Here is a 16,598-nt window from a genome sequence, read left to right as displayed (position 1 = left end):
GTAAAGGGAAAGCGCGCTTTACTCGGCTAATGGTGACACATAACCTTCAGGCTTTATGGCTAATAAGTCACAGCGAATACTGTCAATCACGTGTTCGGCGGTGTTACCAATCAAGGCTGCTGAGAATCCAGTGCGGCCGACAGTGCCTAAAATAACCAGCTCGGCGTCGATGCGCTCGGCAACTTCAGGGATAACATCCTCGGGTAAGCCTTCTTCAACATGACAACGGTCAAAAGAAATATCATAGGCTTGGGCTAAACATTCAACCCTAGACTGGTGCTGCATGCGTATGGTGTTGTTGTAGGCCGCAGCGTCAAAATCAGGCAGCTCAATGGCTAAATTAACAGGCGTACCAGGGTAGCCATTGACCAAATGAACTTCTGCAGAAAATTTAGCGGCTAAGTCTTTAGCGTGCTCAATAATTTTACCGTTAAGGGTTTGGTGCTCAGTGTCTTCTGATGACACATTTAAGGCACATAAAATTTTCCCTGCCACTGGCCAATCATGCTCTTTAACCATTAGCACTGGCATTGGCGCTTTACGCATTAAATGCCAATCGGTTGGGGTGAAAATCACCGCTTTAAGTTTATCGTGCTCATGGGTACTTTTAACAATAAGGTCGTACTCGCCTTCGAGGGCGCAATTGATCACACTTTCAAAGGGGCGGTTGTGCCAAATGACTTTAGTGTCGATGGCAATGCCTGAATTGCTAAACTGAGTGATGGCCGTCTCTAACCAAGCACTGCGCTGATCGATAACGCCTTGGCGCATGGCTTCACGTTCTTGGCTGGATAAAATTGAGGTCATCTCGTAGGAGAAATCATAGATAGATAAAAAAGCGGTAATACTGGCATTGCTCTTGGTGGCGAGCTCAACAGCACGTGCGAGACCTGCCTGATGATCTACAGTTGGGTTAATTACCACTAAAATCTTTTTATATTCCGTCATAAATCCTCCTAGGTGTTAATATACTGTTAGTATTACTGATTTTATATAAAATACCGTGAACTATATCAAGCTTTGCTAAAATTGAGTCTAGCTAATATTAATGCGGCTTTTTACTCATGCCAAACACAAGACAACTAGCTCTGGCTCTGTGTATGACCTGCCAATTCATTGAGTGCTTGGTGGTTGACTATGGTGATGTACTTGCCGTTGACAGCAATCATATCCGCTTTTTGAAAGCGTCCCAGCAAACGGCTGATGGTTTCAACGGTTAAGCCAAGGTAATTACCTATGTCGCCGCGAGTCATGGTGAGCCTGAACTCATTAGGGGAGAAGCCGCGATTGGCAAAACGATTGGCTAATTTGGCAATAAAGGCAGCGAGACGCTCTTCAGCATTTTTCTTTGATAACAGCAAAATCATTTCTTGATCGCTCATTATTTCACTGCTCATTAAGCGCATGATCTGTTGTCTCAGCTTAGGCATACTGCCAGAGAGACTGTCTAAGGTATCAAAAGGGATTTCGCATATCATCGAGGTTTCTAAGGCTTCAGCAAAGCTTTGGTGCGCCTCTTTATGAATGGCATCAAAGCCTATTACATCGCCGGCTAAATGAAAGCCAGTGATCTGTTCATCGCCTTGCTCTGTAATGGTGTAACTCTTGATGGTGCCAGAGCGGATAGCGTACAAGGATTTAAGTCCATCTCCGGACTTAAACAATTTATCGCCTTTTTGAACCGGCTTTTTACGCTCTATGATGTTATCCAGTTCCTCAAGCTCATTGGCGTTGAGGGTAAACGGGATACATAGCTCAGACATGCTGCAATCGTTACAGTGTATAGCGCAGCCTGTTGTGGCTGGGCGGGCTGGTTTTTTTGACGTCACTATCATATCCATGCTCGATTAATGATTATCTACCATAGTAAAACGAATACCACCGACATGCTAGCTAAGCTGCATAACGGCAATATAAAGTGTTTGTATTCCAAACAAAATCAGTAAGCCGCCACTGGCTAAGCGCACCGCTTTCTTTTGCACAAAATTAGCCAGTGCATTAGCTGCAAACCCAGCCGACAACAGCGCAGGTAAAGTACCAAGGCCAAAGCACAGCATAATAAGTGCGCCCTCTAGCGCATTGCCTGCCGCTACAGCCCAAGTCAAGGTGCTGTAAACTAAACCGCAGGGCAGCCAGCCCCAAATCATCCCCGCCATCAGGGCTTCACGTTTACGCTTAATGGCACGAAAGCGCTGGGTCAGTGGGGAGATATAACGCCATAAATACTTACCAAGGCGCTCAATTTTAGCGATAACAAACCATATCTTAGCAATATAAAGCCCGGTTAAGATCATCATCACACCAGCCAATACCCGCAGTACAATAAGGTAATCGTCAATAGCAAATAGCTTTCCTAACATGGCGCTACTGCCACCCACGAGTGCGCCAGCAAACGCGTAGCTGGTTATTCTTCCCAGGTTATAGCTGAATAAAAACCCCAATTGATGGCCAAGTAAGTTACGTCCTGGGGCTGCGGGGATTGAGTTTGAAAACAGTCCCACTAAACCGCCACACATACCAAAGCAGTGTGCAGCCCCCATAAGCCCCACTAAAAAGGCGCCAAATAAGCTAAATTCAATCAAGACGAGGCTCTTTGCTATTCTTGCTGGGCAAAGTGTTGGGCTGAGTGCTGGATGCAGTATGATTTATGTCAGTATGATTTACGTCAACTTGATGAGTTTTAGCCTGAGGCATTGTTTTAGCGGCGTTATTTAGATCGTCATCAAATAAAATAGACACACTTTGGCGGTCTAAATCATCAAACTGCTCCGATTTTACCGCCCAAAAGAACACAGCCACCGCAATCGCCACAAATAACATAGCGATTGGGATCAACACATAAATGATGCTCATAAATTTATCCTAAGGAGTCGCAGACTGTTGCTGACGACCAAAATGGAGCTTAATGACATGCCAAGGGCGGCGATATAAGGTGGCACATGGCCAGTTACAGCTAAGGGTAAAATCAATAAATTATACCCAAAGGCCCAAATTAAATTTTGCTTAATAATGGTGTTGGTTTTTTTAGCCACCTTCATGGCATCGTTAAAGCGCGATAGGTGATCTCCAAGTAAAATCAGATCGGCACTGTTTTTAGCAATCGCACTGCCACTGCCCATGGCGACCGACAAATAAGCTCCCGCCAGCACCGGCGCATCATTAATGCCATCACCAAACATGGCGGTATTCTTGCTGAGCTGCAATTGGTTAATCAAGGTCAGTTTATCTTGGGGCTTTTGCTCTGCATACACTTGGCTAATGCCCAAAGCATTGCCTAAAGCGTTGACATGACTCACGCTGTCGCCGCTGGCGATACTGACGTCAACACCTGCCTTTTTCAATTCATCGATGGCCTGCTTGGCATCGCTGCGCACTTGGTCCTGTATTTGAATGCTGGCGATAATATTGCCATTTTCGCTTAACCAAACGCAGGGCTCAGTAGAGGTATTTATTTGAGTTCTGAAGGCGTGGGCGTCAGTGCGTGCTGATGAGTTTGCATTAACCAATGCAAAACTTAGGTGACCAATACGGTACACCTTATGGTTAATTGTGCCTTCGATGCCTTGGGCCACATGGTGGGTAAGCTTAGAGGCGCTAATATTGGCATCAAGATGCCCAGTAAAAGCTAGGGCAATTGGATGTAAGGAACCTGCTTCTAATGCGGCGGCGATGGCAAGCACTTCGGTCGCTGTTTTTGTGGTGGCTTTTTCCGCTGTTTTTTTAGATATTGGCGTTTGAGGATCGAAGTTGGATGTGTCTGAGGCAGCATCAAATACGCTCACTTCGCCTAGGGCGATAACGCCCCGAGTTAAGGTGCCGGTTTTATCGAAAACCACTTGTTCTACGCTGGCGAGCTTTTCAAATACTCCAGCTTTACGGGTAATAATACCTAAGCGGGTAAAAATGGCCGTGGCACAGGTGACCGCCGTTGGGGTTGCTAATGCTAAAGCGCAGGGGCAGGTGGCCACAAGGACAGACAATGTCACCCAAAATGCATCATCGGGAGAGAATTGCAGCCAGACTAAATAAGTGATTAACGCTGTGGTCAAAATGGTGGCGGAGAAATAACGGGCTAATCTATCAACCATAAAGGCGATGGCCGGTTTGTTGGCGGCGGCGATTTCCTGCAGTCGAATGATCTCCGCCACCAATTGATCTTGTCCAAGGGCGGTCACTTTAACCTTCAAGGGTTGCTCAACATTAAGGGTGCCTGCAAACACTGGGCAATCTAAGTTTTTATCTACCGGCATTTGCTCACCAGTAAGCATGGCTTCATTGGCACTTGAATGGCCATCAATCACCACGCCATCAGCGGCGAAGGCATCCCCTGGGCGCACCAAAATAATGTCGCCTAAACGTAAGCTTTTAGCTGGAATTTCAGTCTGTTGGCTACCATCAAGGCGTAAAGCTGTTAACGGAACTAATTTATGCAGATTATTGCTACTGATACTGGCGCGGCGGCGGGCATTTTGCTCAAAATAGCGCCCTAATAATAGAAAGAAGGTAAACATGGACACAGATTCAAAATACACTTCACCTGTGCCATTGAGGGTCGCGATGCAACTGGCGGTAAAAGCGCCGCCGATGGCGATGGATACCGACACGTCCATATTAAGTTTGCCGCTAAGCAGGCTACGAAGGGCACTGAAATAGAAAGGCTGGGCCGAGTAAAGCACCACTGGAGCTGCAAAAATCATGCTGACCCAGCGAAAATAGTCACGTATTTCATCGTCAAGATCGCTAAAGTAACCAGTGTAGAGCGCCAGCGCAAACATCATCACTTGCATGGTGGCAAACCCTGCAAGTCCTAGGCGAAGCAAAAAAGTCCGGCTGTCTTTGTGATGCTGTTTTTCTTGCTCATCTTGCTGATAAGGCGCGGCTTGGTAACCAATTTGGCTAATTTGGCTTAAGATTTCACTGAGCTTAATTTGGCTATTATCCCAACTAATCATTGCCCTTTGAGTCGTGGAGTTCACCAGCACCTTAGCGACCCCTTCTATAGGGGTCAATCTATGCTCAATTAACCAAGCGCAAGCTGCGCAGCTCATGCCTTCAATCGTGATTGAGGTTGAACTTAACGCATCTTGCTGATGAACAAAATCTTGCTGCACTTCGGGTAAATCATAGGCACTAAAATGAGACAGCTGCTCAGGCACTAAGCCTGCTTGCTTCATGCCAGGTTCACTGCGATATTGGTAGTAACTCATCAGCCCCGCATCCATAATCGCCTGCGAAACGGCCTGGCATCCAGGGCAACACATGGGCTGCTCTGTGCCATTGATTTGGGTAAAGTAGGGCGGCTGAGTGAAGGTTTCAGCGCAATGAAAGCAGCTGTTCATGATTATTGCAGCCAGTATTCTGTTTGATCTGAGAAGCTGACTCGCTGCTGAATGCGCCATTGATTATCAAAGCTTTCTAAGCGTACTTCCCAGGTACCTAGAATGGCATTGGGTAGCTCAATACGGTAATGGTAGTTGGCATCCGTTGTGGCGAGGATTTTAAAATCTTTCTCTTCCATCGTCGGGTGAAACAACTCAAAGTTTAACGCCGCTGTGTAAGCGGGTCCGCCTTCTTGGCTCAAGACTAAGGTATTGCCTTCTTTGGTTATTAAAAAGCGAATACCTAAGTTTTTGGCTTGTTTAATTTTACGTAAGTCCATATTGATGGCTTTACCATCTTTGTAATAATCGTCTTTAACTAAGGCGTCTGAATTTTTGATGGCGATATACAGGGTAGAGAAACTGGCTACGACAGCACACAGTGGCAGGATAATAATAAACCAAGGCCAAAACTGCTTATACCAAGGGGGGGGAGTCGACATCTTTGATTCCAAAATAAAAGGGGTAAAACGGTGGTTAATATTAACGTGATTGCACTAAATAATCATCTTAAAAAAAAGGCCCCGAAGTCGAGGCCTTTAATTCAATCGTTAACCACTACTTGTTTGATAAACTATAAACATAGGCAGTAATAACGTGGACTTTCTCTTCGCCAAGAATGTTTTTCCATGCTGGCATAACACCGGCGCGGCCATTCTTAATCGATTCCATGATGATGCCTTTACTGCCACCGTATAACCAAGTGTTATCGGCTAAGTTAGGTGCACCCATGAACTTGTTACCAGTACCATCCATACCGTGACAGGCAAAACAGCCCTTCATGAATGAACCTTGGCCTTGAGCGGCTTTAGCTTCATCATGTTCACGTCCAGAAAGCTTAACCAAGTATTCGGCTAATGCATCCAGTTCGCTGTCATCGATAGGTAAACCACCTTTAGGTGGCATCATACCGTTACGACCATTCATAATAGTGGTTTTAATGGTGGCCAGTTCGCCGCCATATAACCAATCGCTGTCAGTTAAGTTAGGGAAACCTTTACTGCCGCGCGCATCTGAGCCGTGACACTGGGCACAGTTTTGTAAGAATAAACGTCCACCCACTTTAAGGGCTTCTTCATTCTTAACTAACTCTTCCAGTGGTGTTTCAGCATAAGCTTTGAAGATAGGACCATATTTAGCGTCAGCCTGTTCTACTTCACGGTCGTATTGAGACAATACACCTGCTTCTTTAGCTGCAATAACAGCGGCTTTGGATTCTTCAATCGAACGCACGCTTTGGTTTGAGCTGGTCCAGCCAAACAGGCCTTTGTAGCTACCTAAACCTGGATACATAGCCAAGTAAATCAAACCAAATACGATAGTGATGTAGAACATGTACGACCACCACTTTGGCAGTGGATTGTTCAGCTCTTCAATACCATCGAATGTATGTCCCATGGACTCGCCTTCTTTGATGCCAGTATTGTTCTTTGAACAGATACGTAACAACACAAAACAGGCGAAAATCACAAACAAGGATAAAACAGTGATCCAAATATTCCAGAAGTTACTCATTGTTTTTGCTCTCCTGAGTCCTTCGATTCCTGAGGTTTTTCATCATCTGAAAACACCAGGTTAGCCGCTTCATCAAATTGTTTCTGACGACGCGAGCTATAAGCCCAAGCAAATATACCGACGAAGGTGACCATTACAATGATGGTTAAAATGCCTTGCAAGGTTCCGTAATCCATATATTGCCTCCTTATTTAAGTGCATGACCCAAAGATTGAAGGTAAGCAATCAATGCTTGCATCTCTGTTTTACCTTCAACTGCTTTTTGTGCACCTGCAATCTCTTCATCTGTATACAGATTATGAGTTGGGTGGAGTTTACGTAAGATGTCCATCTTAGCGCCAGTCAGCTCGCCATCTAAGGTATTTTCCAATAACCAAGGGAAGGCAGGCATGTTTGACTGTGGCACAACGGCGCGAGGATCTGCTAAGTGAACCTCATGCCATTTGTCGCTGTAACGGCCACCCACACGGGCTAAATCAGGACCTGTACGCTTAGAGCCCCACTGGAACGGGTGATCCCATACGGACTCACCAGCAACAGAATAATGACCATAACGCTCAGTTTCTGCACGCAAAGGACGGATCATCTGGCTGTGACAGTTATAGCAACCTTCACGAACATAGATGTCGCGACCTTCAATCTGCAGGGCTGTGTAAGGAATTTGCCCTTCGATTGGCTGGGTGGTGTCTTTTTGAAACAGCAGCGGAGTAATCTGCACTAAACCACCAAAACTAATGGCGATGACAGTGAATATGGCCATAAGACCAATATTCTTCTCAATCATTTCATGATTAAATTTCATCGATTGGCTCCTTATGCTGCTTCAGCGATTGCAGGTAGTGACTCTTTTGGCGCTCTAACGGTTTTAATCACGTTATAAGCCATCAAGAACATACCAGTTAAGAAGAACACACCACCAAGGAAGCGCACGAAGTAGAACGGATAAGAGGCTTCTAAGCTTTCAACAAAGCTATAAGTCAAAGTACCGTCAGCATTCACAGCGCGCCACATCAGGCCTTGCATCACACCCGATATCCACATAGAGACGATATAAAGCACAGTGCCGATTGTCGCTAACCAGAAATGCACGTTCACTAAATTCGAACTGTACATGCGGCCGTGGCCAAATAACACAGGAATTAAGTGGTACAAAGAGCCGATTGATACCATAGCAACCCAGCCTAGCGCGCCTGAGTGTACGTGACCAATAGTCCAATCCGTGTAGTGAGATAAAGCGTTAACTGTCTTGATTGCCATCATTGGGCCTTCGAAGGTAGACATACCGTAGAAAGACAATGAAACAACAAGGAAACGCAACACAGGATCGGTACGTAGCTTATGCCATGCGCCTGATAAGGTCATGATACCGTTGATCATACCGCCCCAAGAAGGTGCGAATAGGATTAACGACATCACCATACCAAGAGACTGAGTCCAGTCTGGCAGGGCAGTGTAATGTAAGTGGTGAGGACCGGCCCAAATGTACAGTGCAATCAAGGCCCAAAAATGGACGATTGATAAGCGATAAGAGTACACAGGACGACCCGCTTGCTTAGGCACGAAGTAGTACATCATACCCAAGAAGCCCGCTGTCAGTAAGAAACCAACCGCGTTATGGCCGTACCACCACTGCACCATGGCATCAACCGCGCCAGAGTAGAGGGAGTAAGACTTAGTCATGCTCACTGGAACTGCCATAGAGTTAACTATGTGCAATACGGCAACCGTAATGATAAAACCACCAAAGAACCAGTTCGCCACATAAATGTGCGAGGTGGACCGTTTGATGATAGTGCCGAAGAACACAATGGCATAGCTGACCCACACAAGCGTGATGGCGATATCAATCGGCCATTCAAGCTCAGCGTATTCTTTACCTTGAGTGAAACCCATAGGTAAGGAAATTGCAGCAGAGATAATAATCGCTTGCCAGCCCCAGAAAGTGAATGCAGCTAATTTAGGTGCAAACAAAACGGTTTGGCAAGTGCGTTGTACGACATAGTAAGATGTTGCAAAAAGGGCTGAAGTGCCGAACGCGAAAATAACCGCATTGGTATGTAATGGTCGCAAGCGACTAAAGGTTAACCAAGGGGTTTCGAAGTTCAGCTGAGGCCAGATTAACTGGGCCGCAATCAATACACCTACGGCCATACCAACAATGCCCCACAAAACTGTGGTTAAGGCAAATTGACGGACGACAGTGTAATTGTAATCAGCGCCTGTAGACTGGGAATGGTTCATCATAATGCTTCCACGGCTTATTACTTTTTCTAATTATAGTAAAGTGAAACTTTACCTGTTTGGGTGACAATAGGTTAAAAAATGACGCGTCTTGCGACGCTTTTTATTACTTTTTGTCAAGGTGTTACCTCACGATGATGACTCTATCATGAGGTAACGCAATGATACTTGAGCTACATCAAAAAAGATACTCACAACCCAAGCTGAAAGTTGATCTGGATCAATCTCTCAAACATAATGCTACAAAATGCGTTTACAAGGTGAAATTCTATGATAGGCAGAAATTCAGCAATTGCTTTATTACTAATAATCAATATATTACAAGGTTGCCAGCCTGACTCTACAGCTAAAGACACCCACGCAATTGACGAGCCGAAAACGGCAACTGCGGCGGGAGATTTAGCCGCAAAGCAGACAGACGCACTGCAAGAGTCTAGTGTGGATCTGACACTTTGCCAGTTTAGTCAAGGTCAGTGCCAATTGCGCTTTGCCGACTTAACTTTAGACTTGGCCTTAACCCCAGAACATGCACCCAGTGAGACACCACTTTCAATCAAACTCACAAGTTCAGTTGCCACAGGCGCCGCTGCCATCAGTGATGTTAGCTTGCGCCTTGAAGGGCGTGACATGTTTATGGGGATTATTCCGATTATCATGAAGCGTATTTCAGACTCTGAGTATCAAGGTGATTTCATCTACGGTTCGTGCAGCAGTCATTACATGGTGTGGCGACTGTTTGTCAGCGTGAATGTTCAAGGTAGCACTAAATCGGGCTACATTGATTTTCTGGCCGACAGCGCCAATTAGCCCACGGCTCGATAAAACAGCACTGTAACGGTCCGCTTAACATGACTCAATGATAGTGCGCGATGATTAATGCGCGAGATAGTGCAGGTTAATTCAGTTATGCTGGATGCTGTTGAGCTAAAAAACTATTGCGCCAAAAAACTTGCTAGATGCAACAATGCCGCCGCGCTTACCTAACAAGCGTGGCGGCTTTGGTCTTATCCACTAACTCCCTTCTCTAGAGTTCAGCGCTGTCTTGCCAGCGGCCTTTAATCGTGACAAAGGTGTCAACATTGTCAATAAACACCTGTAAAATGTGAGGGTCAAAATGAGTGCCACTGCCGCGCTGCATTTCAGCAAGTACATCAGGCAATGGCCAAGCTTCTTTATAACAACGCTTATGAGTCAAAGCATCAAACACATCGGCAATAGCTACGATACGTGCAAAAATATCAATATCTTGCCCTTTAATGCCCGCAGGGTAACCTGAGCCGTCAAACTTTTCATGGTGCTGCAAACTTATGGTCGCTGCGGCCTTTAATATCGGCCGCTTAGAGCTGGCTAAAATTTGGTGCCCGATAACAGGGTGCTGGCGCATTATTTGCCACTCATCATTATCAAGCTTGCCAGGTTTAAGCAGCACAGCATCGGGAATGGCAATTTTTCCTATGTCATGCATAGGTGCAGCGCGCTTAAGTAAATCAGCCTCTGCCTCATCTAAGCCCATCATTAACGCTAATTCATAGCAATATTCTGCCATGCGCACCACATGATGAGCCGCTTCTTTAGAGCGGCTTTCAACCACGTCACCTAAGCGTAAGATAAGCTCGGACTGAGTGTCTTCAACTTCTTGGCTTAGGAGTAAATTTTCAAAAGCCACAGCGACGTTAATAGCAAAAATATCAATAAGCTGCTTATCTAAATCACTGATACTGCCCAAGCCTTCCATATAAAGTAAATTCACCGCCTGATGATTTTTGGTGGGGAAATACCCCACAAAGCAGTCCTCGTGGTAAAGGCAGCTTTTATTTTCGATAGCGCGATTAAGCAGTGCCAGCACAGTTAATGGTACATCCTGATTTTTACACAGATGAAAATGTCCAGTGCCTGCCAGCACTTCTATTTTAGAGGGCGCTAAATGACCACTCATGGCATCGATGGCGTTATAACTGAGTAATAAGGTTTCAGATTTAAGATTTAACAAGCTGGCCACTTGATTCAATAACCCATCGGCAAATTTATGCAGGGTGCGCAGCTCAAACAGGCCAGAGGTGGCTTTTAGCACCCGCTCTAAACCTTTACGATGCAGCACTTGCAGCTCACGGGCATGCTCAATCTCTATAATGTCACGGTAGGAGCGTAGGGAAGAGTAGACGCTGGTCATTAATTTACGTGAATCCAGCTCAGCCTTGGCTTTGTAATCGTTAATATCATAATTCACAATCACATATTCTTCCGGCGCTTGCCCAGGTTGGCCGGTACGTAATATAAGACGAATGGTGTTATTGCCAAGTTCTTCACGGATCCACTTAACCAGCTCTAATCCCGCATGATCATGTTCCATCACCACATCCACAAAAGCCACAGCAATATCATTGTCCTTAGTTAATATTTCTTTGGCTTCTTTTGCACTAAAAGCACTAACAAAAGTCAGGGCACGCTCATCTAATTTAAACCGAGATAAGGCCAATTTAGTCACCGCATGGACATCAGGTTCATCATCTACGATTAGTAACTTCCAATTAGGCTGTTTTGCTGTCGCTGCTGCCTGATTTTGTTGATCTTTTAATTGAACTGACGGTTTAGTTTTTCCATTGGTAAACAGCATTCGATACCTCAAGTGGTGAATGGCGCGAGGAATGACAAGGAGTAAAAAGATAATGAATAAAAGTGTAGGTGAATATTTTACAATCAAGACAGATTTCTTCAGTGTTTAGGCATATTTAGCCTAAGCTCGGGATAATAAATGCATATTAAGCCGTTTTTTGCACCGCTAACTGTGTGAGTCCTTTACACGAGAACTCTTGTAATAGACTCACTATGGACCTGTATTCTTCGCATAAGAAAGTACCTTATTAAAAGTGCCTGTTATCAGCACAAAGGTGATAGAGAAAAGGGCAGTGCTTATTGTTCAAAACGATGCAAATCTAATTGGTAACTATTCTCATTATCGATATTGACTGCTATCATGTTCATTAACGAAAGTTAATCTAGCCTCGGCTCATTTGAGCCCATCTCTTTAACGCTAAAATAAGATGAGCATTTCTTTGAGAGAGGGCAGCATGAGTCTAGTGAGCAGGTGTGGATAGAAGGAAGAGAATAATGGACAAGATGAACCTGGCTATTTCAGTTGAAAAGTTAGCAAGTCTGATAAAAGCAGGGCACTTGTGCGCCGCGGATCTACAATGCCTAGATAAGCAGACAAAACAGCGATTATGGCAATTGTGCCTGTGGTGTTGTGATAAGCGAGCCGTGTGTACTCAAGCGGCCTGTAAAACGGGGAGAAATAGCTCACAAAGCTGTCTTGGCATGGATTGCCAAGGCACCATTCAACCCAAGGAGCAGAGCAGCGAAGCCGAGTTAATTTATACTCGCGAAGGTTAAAGATGCAATGTTTTTAATCGTGAGTCATTTTTTATGAATAATTCTAGGGCTAAGCCTAATCACTCATTTTAGTGTTAATGTGATGCCGATAAATACCGTTATCGGCATTGAGGATTTTAGCCTATAATAGCTTTAAAGTTTAATTCTATTAATGAGTTAGCGTATCTATGACTATACCGCCAATTACCCCTCCCGTTATGCCACTATTTGATGCCGCAGCCTTTATCATTCAAGGTAATCCTATTGTTAATCAGTATATTACCCGTATAAGCTTGAGCGCAGTGAGTGATGCTGGGCTAGTCGTCGAACACGCTTCTGACTGGTTATTTGAGCAAAAAGGCAGTGAAAACAACTATAAAGCCTATCGCAGTGAACTCACCACATTCCTGCATTGGTGTTTTGATGTGGCGTGCTTATCACCAGTGAATGTCAGCCGTAAAGACATGAGCCGCTACGTGGATTATTGCCAAAACCCACCATTAGCCTTAATAGGCTATTTTAATGTGCCGCAGTTTTGTGTTGATAAAAGTAACCAAGACAGTGACGGCAGCGATCGCTTTCCAAACCCGAAATGGCGTCCTTTTGTCGGAAAAAAACACTTAGGGGAATGCCAGCCGTACCGCTTAAGTGACAATGCATTGAAAACAAAACTCGCCATTTTATCTTCCTTTTATGGCTATTTAATCAGTGAAGAATACAGCGAGCGCAATCCCGCGCAGTTATGGCTCAATCACAGCCGTTTTGCCATTGCCCGTAAATACACCATTAATGAAGACGATAATAACCAAGCATTTACCGAACTGCAGTGGTCTTATGTGATTAGCACAGCCAAAAACTTAGCTGAGAAAGAGCCGCAAACACATCAACGCAGCCTGTTTTTACTCTATTTACTGTATGGCTGTTACCTGCGTATATCTGAAGTCAGCGCCCGTGCAGGCTATTCGCCGGTAATGAGCCAGTTTAAGCAAGACAGACAAACTGGCATTTGGTATTTTCATGTGCCGATATCTAAAAGCGGCAAATCGCGCAATATCGCCATATCCAAAGCTTTGCTGACAGCCTTGATTGATTATCGACGTTTCTTAGGCTTAACAGATTATCCTAGCGCCGATGAAAACCAGCCGATATTCATCAGGCATCGCGCCGCTGGCCATGGCCGTGACACAGGTATTGTCAATGCCAATCTTGGGATCCGCCAAATCCGTGAGCAAATAGACATGCTTATTCAATTAGCCGCACAAGCCGCCTTTGATCAGGGTTTAGAGCATGACGCCAGTGCCATGAGAAAAATGACCGCCCATAATATTCGTCACACCGGAATAACCCACGACATCAACTTGAACCGTAGGCCGTTATCACACGTACAAGCCGACGCCGGCCACGAAAGCATAGACACCACATCACAATACCTACACACCAACCAAAGCGAACGTCACCAGAGTGCCTTCGAAAAACCACTGGATCATCTTGCGGGGATTGAATAATCACTCAGCGTAAAGCCCAAAAAACAAAGCCGCCATTGAACATAACCTTGAATGTGCGCATCGCTTGGTCAACACCTAACCAGAGTAAAAAAGCAGATACTTACATCTATGCGCACAATGTATATTATGTTAAATAGAGTTTCAGCGCCTTATTAAAGAACATCCTATTGTGTGGTTTCTCATACCAAATGAGTTTTGTCTCACTTCATGGATCTTGCTTTTTAGTATTAATAATCAGATAGTTAAATTGAAAAAAACGATTTAAGCGCACAACTTTGGTGCAATGTTCTATTCAGAGCGCTTTTTGGTGTTATTTTTACCACCTGACTTTTTCAAATCCTGTGTATGTTTTTCTCAGTTGGTGATATTGATAACTGAAGTGTGGTATTCCTTTAACAAAGCCTACAAATGCAAACAGACTTTGTAATGCCAGATCCATTTCGTAATTTTTTAAGCCTTTAGTTCAGACTCAGGGTTAAATCTTTGCTTATAGGTTTTCTTTACTCTCTCAAACCACGTATAGACCATCTCTCGAGTTTCATTTGTTGCGATTGAATTACGTATCCCGGAGATTTGATCCAATTCAAACATGCCTATTCGCTTATTTATTTTCACCCCTATGGTCACTCTTTGTGGGTGCTCCATTGTGAATGCACAATAATGTCCTGCGATAATCCGATTGTGATAAACAGCGATACAATGTTTTTGGCTAATCCCTTCATTAATAAGATCATCATAATTTTCTATGGCAAAAATGTTCGACTCACTAGGGATAAGTTGTGGGTATGGCGTATCAGCATCAACTGGTCTAGATGCTACCTGCCTAGCATCATTACGGAAATCTATCCATTGTTGATGTAACCTTTCAAGTTCATTCAGTGACGAAAGCTGTCCAATTCGTTTTGCAACCTCATTCATACCAAGTGCTAATCCAAGTGCTATTGTATCGGCTAGACATGCACGCAAAGGCCCTCTTTTGAGGTTTTTATTATTTGCTATCGCATGGCCTAATTTTGTGCAGGTCAAAAATGGGTATCGGTTATCCAGACTTATGGTCACATAGTTTATTGTTGGGTGATGTTTAAAAACTTTGTAGCGACACAAGGTTTTGTCTAACAGCTTTTTCAAAAACTTTAACTCTACATCTCGCTCGAATTTTAGTGTCAACTTGTCGATAAATTTAAGTGTTACTTTTGCGTTGTCGTAGCCGAGTTCATTGAGAATGTCGCGCTGCCCAAGATGACTTAACGCTAACGTTTTGTCATTATCAATCGGGTATTGCTCACAAATAAGTACCAACAACAATGGTCGCATTAATAACAATTGAGCCGCTTGCTCACTATTAGCTGCAAGCCACAACAGCTGATATTCATGTTCAGGAAAAATCTTTGTAACGGCTAAATATTGTTTAGGGATCTGAGCTAACCATTCATCGCTTGATGAAAACTGGGTTATGAGGTTTAGCCCTAATCCCAGCCCTCCTTCTAACCGTTCTTTAGGCTTAGTACCGAATACTCGATAGGCTTGTAGTTTTTGCTGCCAGCTATTCACTTCTATGTCATAGTCAAATCCTAGAACGGAAGTTTGTATCGTCAGTTGTAAATCCATTTCCTGCCTGTTGTTACCCAGTTGATATAAACTCTCTGAAACTAATTAAATACCTCAGCCTACTCATGCTTTGCTGTCTGTCAAAACCTCTAACATGAGCGATTCGTGTTTTTCGATATTTTTTAATCCTTGCCCAACAGGGCCCCACTCAGGATAATTCATCATAATCGCTTGCTTTAAACTCTCAGCGCGATTGTTTTCTCGATAGAACTTCTTCTTATCTTGCGGAGAATAATTACTAAGTCTTGAGTTACTGCTTGGCGAAATTAGACACAGATTGCCAAAGCGATCGACATCCTTCATTTTTCTTGCACCAGATGGATCGGTTTGTGGAAAGTAATGCTCAACAGAGGTTCTGAATGCAAATTGAAAGCTTGTAAAGTGCTCTTTTAGATCCTCTTTAGTGATGTCGCCGACAGATTTTCCATCTAATAGGTTTCGCCAAAGTAGGTAATCCAACCGATTAAACACGAAGTTTTGCACACCAGTACCTTGATGCAATACTCCAGAATTATCTTCACTAAACGCTAAAGCTTGACCATTAGTCATTTCTTCAAAATAACGACCGCTTAAGCGCTCAAGCTCAGTTAAGTACACCTCACCCTGCAAGGCAAGCGCCCTGCTACCATCGATGCTTACAGTCGGGCCGTCAGGCGTATCTCAGCCTACTTCGACTGCTGCCCCGACAAGCTTAATCGGTTGGATTACCTACTTTGGCGAAACTCACAACCGCTGATTTGAAGCGCTATTTTGCCGATTTAATCGCTTCTCACTCATGGAGTACGGTAAAACTCGACCGTAATGGTCTGCAATTCTTCTATCGCCATGTGCTCAACCAATCTTGGCAGTGGCTCAACATCGTCAAGCCGCCGCAAGTCAACCATCTGCCCGATATCCTCACCCCCGCTGAAGTGTCTATCGTCATTAGCCTCACCCATAAGCTGCGATATCAAGTGTGCTTTTTAACCCTTTACAGCATGGG

General features: G+C 44.4%; 17 protein-coding genes. 4 read left to right on the top strand and 13 right to left on the bottom strand.

What is annotated here, in order from left to right; all coding sequences use genetic code 11:
• Positions 1–18: 18 nt before the first annotated feature.
• The 10 genes from uspE to ccoN all read right to left on the bottom strand — a co-directional run bounded on the left by uspE (position 19) and on the right by ccoN (position 9,137).
• Positions 19–948 (bottom strand): universal stress protein UspE, encoded by a 930-nt coding sequence (gene uspE, locus H5073_RS00085; protein ID WP_182676089.1) that lies wholly within the window; start codon positions 946–948, stop codon positions 19–21.
• Between the two features lie 134 nt (positions 949–1,082).
• Positions 1,083–1,835: an FNR family transcription factor gene (locus H5073_RS00080; protein WP_182676088.1), complete on the bottom strand. Its 753-nt coding sequence runs from the start codon at positions 1,833–1,835 to the stop codon at positions 1,083–1,085.
• Positions 1,836–1,889: 54 nt separating this feature from the next.
• Complete coding sequence (locus H5073_RS00075; RefSeq protein ID WP_182676087.1) at positions 1,890–2,582, bottom strand: sulfite exporter TauE/SafE family protein; 693 nt, start codon at positions 2,580–2,582, stop codon at positions 1,890–1,892.
• Positions 2,575–2,853, bottom strand: coding sequence for a cbb3-type cytochrome oxidase assembly protein CcoS (gene ccoS, locus H5073_RS00070; RefSeq protein WP_182676086.1), 279 nt, complete (start codon positions 2,851–2,853; stop codon positions 2,575–2,577). Before ccoS ends, H5073_RS00075 begins: the two co-directional genes overlap by 8 nt.
• Complete coding sequence (locus H5073_RS00065; protein ID WP_220487830.1) at positions 2,850–5,339, bottom strand: heavy metal translocating P-type ATPase metal-binding domain-containing protein; 2,490 nt, start codon at positions 5,337–5,339, stop codon at positions 2,850–2,852. The genes ccoS and H5073_RS00065 overlap by 4 nt, the downstream gene beginning before the upstream one ends.
• 2 nt (positions 5,340–5,341) lie before the next feature.
• Positions 5,342–5,821: a FixH family protein gene (locus tag H5073_RS00060; protein ID WP_182676085.1), complete on the bottom strand. Its 480-nt coding sequence runs from the start codon at positions 5,819–5,821 to the stop codon at positions 5,342–5,344.
• Positions 5,822–5,936: 115 nt separating this feature from the next.
• The gene (gene ccoP, locus H5073_RS00055) at positions 5,937–6,893 is read right to left on the bottom strand and encodes a cytochrome-c oxidase, cbb3-type subunit III (protein WP_182676084.1); all 957 of its coding nucleotides are present in this window, start codon (positions 6,891–6,893) and stop codon (positions 5,937–5,939) included.
• Positions 6,890–7,069 carry a cbb3-type cytochrome c oxidase subunit 3 gene (locus H5073_RS00050; RefSeq protein ID WP_182676083.1) on the bottom strand — a complete coding sequence of 60 codons (180 nt, stop codon included), beginning with the start codon at positions 7,067–7,069 and terminating at the stop codon, positions 6,890–6,892. The genes ccoP and H5073_RS00050 overlap by 4 nt, the downstream gene beginning before the upstream one ends.
• Before the next feature lie 11 nt (positions 7,070–7,080).
• Positions 7,081–7,695 (bottom strand): cytochrome-c oxidase, cbb3-type subunit II, encoded by a 615-nt coding sequence (gene ccoO / locus H5073_RS00045; protein ID WP_182676082.1) that lies wholly within the window; start codon positions 7,693–7,695, stop codon positions 7,081–7,083.
• Positions 7,696–7,706: 11 nt separating this feature from the next.
• Positions 7,707–9,137, bottom strand: coding sequence for a cytochrome-c oxidase, cbb3-type subunit I (ccoN, locus tag H5073_RS00040; protein ID WP_182676081.1), 1,431 nt, complete (start codon positions 9,135–9,137; stop codon positions 7,707–7,709).
• Between the two features lie 267 nt (positions 9,138–9,404).
• Here ccoN and H5073_RS00035 point away from each other — a divergent pair, with 267 nt between their 5' ends.
• The gene (locus tag H5073_RS00035) at positions 9,405–9,941 is read left to right on the top strand and encodes a hypothetical protein (protein ID WP_182676080.1); all 537 of its coding nucleotides are present in this window, start codon (positions 9,405–9,407) and stop codon (positions 9,939–9,941) included.
• Between the two features lie 217 nt (positions 9,942–10,158).
• Here H5073_RS00035 and H5073_RS00030 read toward each other — a convergent pair whose 3' ends face one another.
• Positions 10,159–11,748, bottom strand: coding sequence for a DUF3369 domain-containing protein (locus H5073_RS00030; RefSeq protein ID WP_182676079.1), 1,590 nt, complete (start codon positions 11,746–11,748; stop codon positions 10,159–10,161).
• A gap of 494 nt (positions 11,749–12,242) precedes the next feature.
• Here H5073_RS00030 and H5073_RS00025 point away from each other — a divergent pair, with 494 nt between their 5' ends.
• Both H5073_RS00025 and H5073_RS00020 read left to right on the top strand, forming a co-directional pair.
• On the top strand, positions 12,243–12,524 hold the full coding sequence (locus H5073_RS00025) for a hypothetical protein (RefSeq protein ID WP_182676078.1): 282 nt from the start codon (positions 12,243–12,245) through the stop codon (positions 12,522–12,524).
• A 167-nt stretch (positions 12,525–12,691) separates the two neighbouring features.
• On the top strand, positions 12,692–14,008 hold the full coding sequence (locus H5073_RS00020; protein ID WP_182676077.1) for a tyrosine-type recombinase/integrase: 1,317 nt from the start codon (positions 12,692–12,694) through the stop codon (positions 14,006–14,008).
• Between the two features lie 450 nt (positions 14,009–14,458).
• Here H5073_RS00020 and H5073_RS00015 read toward each other — a convergent pair whose 3' ends face one another.
• A complete protein-coding gene (locus H5073_RS00015; RefSeq protein ID WP_182676076.1) occupies positions 14,459–15,616 on the bottom strand; it encodes a PcfJ domain-containing protein in 1,158 nt (385 codons plus the stop codon).
• Between the two features lie 63 nt (positions 15,617–15,679).
• Positions 15,680–16,213, bottom strand: coding sequence for an HNH endonuclease family protein (locus H5073_RS00010; protein WP_310734209.1), 534 nt, complete (start codon positions 16,211–16,213; stop codon positions 15,680–15,682).
• Positions 16,214–16,329: 116 nt separating this feature from the next.
• Here H5073_RS00010 and H5073_RS18310 point away from each other — a divergent pair.
• A partial coding sequence (locus H5073_RS18310; RefSeq protein ID WP_310734208.1) for a phage integrase N-terminal SAM-like domain-containing protein occupies positions 16,330–16,598 on the top strand: 269 nt, incomplete at its 3' end.

This window comes from Shewanella sp. SR44-3 (genome assembly GCF_014163735.1).
GTDB lineage: Bacteria > Pseudomonadota > Gammaproteobacteria > Enterobacterales > Shewanellaceae > Shewanella.
This window is presented reverse-complemented; position numbering and strand designations above follow the sequence as displayed.

Coding starts and splice junctions, on each gene's coding strand:
- uspE (WP_182676089.1), bottom strand. CDS start 948: ATGACGGAATATAAAAAGATTTTAGTGGTAATTAACCCAACTGTAGAT.
- H5073_RS00080 (WP_182676088.1), bottom strand. CDS start 1,835: ATGATAGTGACGTCAAAAAAACCAGCCCGCCCAGCCACAACAGGCTGC.
- ccoS (WP_182676086.1), bottom strand. CDS start 2,853: ATGAGCATCATTTATGTGTTGATCCCAATCGCTATGTTATTTGTGGCG.
- H5073_RS00065 (WP_220487830.1), bottom strand. CDS start 5,339: ATGAACAGCTGCTTTCATTGCGCTGAAACCTTCACTCAGCCGCCCTAC.
- H5073_RS00060 (WP_182676085.1), bottom strand. CDS start 5,821: ATGTCGACTCCCCCCCCTTGGTATAAGCAGTTTTGGCCTTGGTTTATT.
- ccoP (WP_182676084.1), bottom strand. CDS start 6,893: ATGAGTAACTTCTGGAATATTTGGATCACTGTTTTATCCTTGTTTGTG.
- H5073_RS00050 (WP_182676083.1), bottom strand. CDS start 7,069: ATGGATTACGGAACCTTGCAAGGCATTTTAACCATCATTGTAATGGTC.
- ccoO (WP_182676082.1), bottom strand. CDS start 7,695: ATGAAATTTAATCATGAAATGATTGAGAAGAATATTGGTCTTATGGCC.
- ccoN (WP_182676081.1), bottom strand. CDS start 9,137: ATGATGAACCATTCCCAGTCTACAGGCGCTGATTACAATTACACTGTC.
- H5073_RS00035 (WP_182676080.1), top strand. CDS start 9,405: ATGATAGGCAGAAATTCAGCAATTGCTTTATTACTAATAATCAATATA.
- H5073_RS00030 (WP_182676079.1), bottom strand. CDS start 11,748: ATGCTGTTTACCAATGGAAAAACTAAACCGTCAGTTCAATTAAAAGAT.
- H5073_RS00025 (WP_182676078.1), top strand. CDS start 12,243: ATGGACAAGATGAACCTGGCTATTTCAGTTGAAAAGTTAGCAAGTCTG.
- H5073_RS00020 (WP_182676077.1), top strand. CDS start 12,692: ATGACTATACCGCCAATTACCCCTCCCGTTATGCCACTATTTGATGCC.
- H5073_RS00015 (WP_182676076.1), bottom strand. CDS start 15,616: ATGGATTTACAACTGACGATACAAACTTCCGTTCTAGGATTTGACTAT.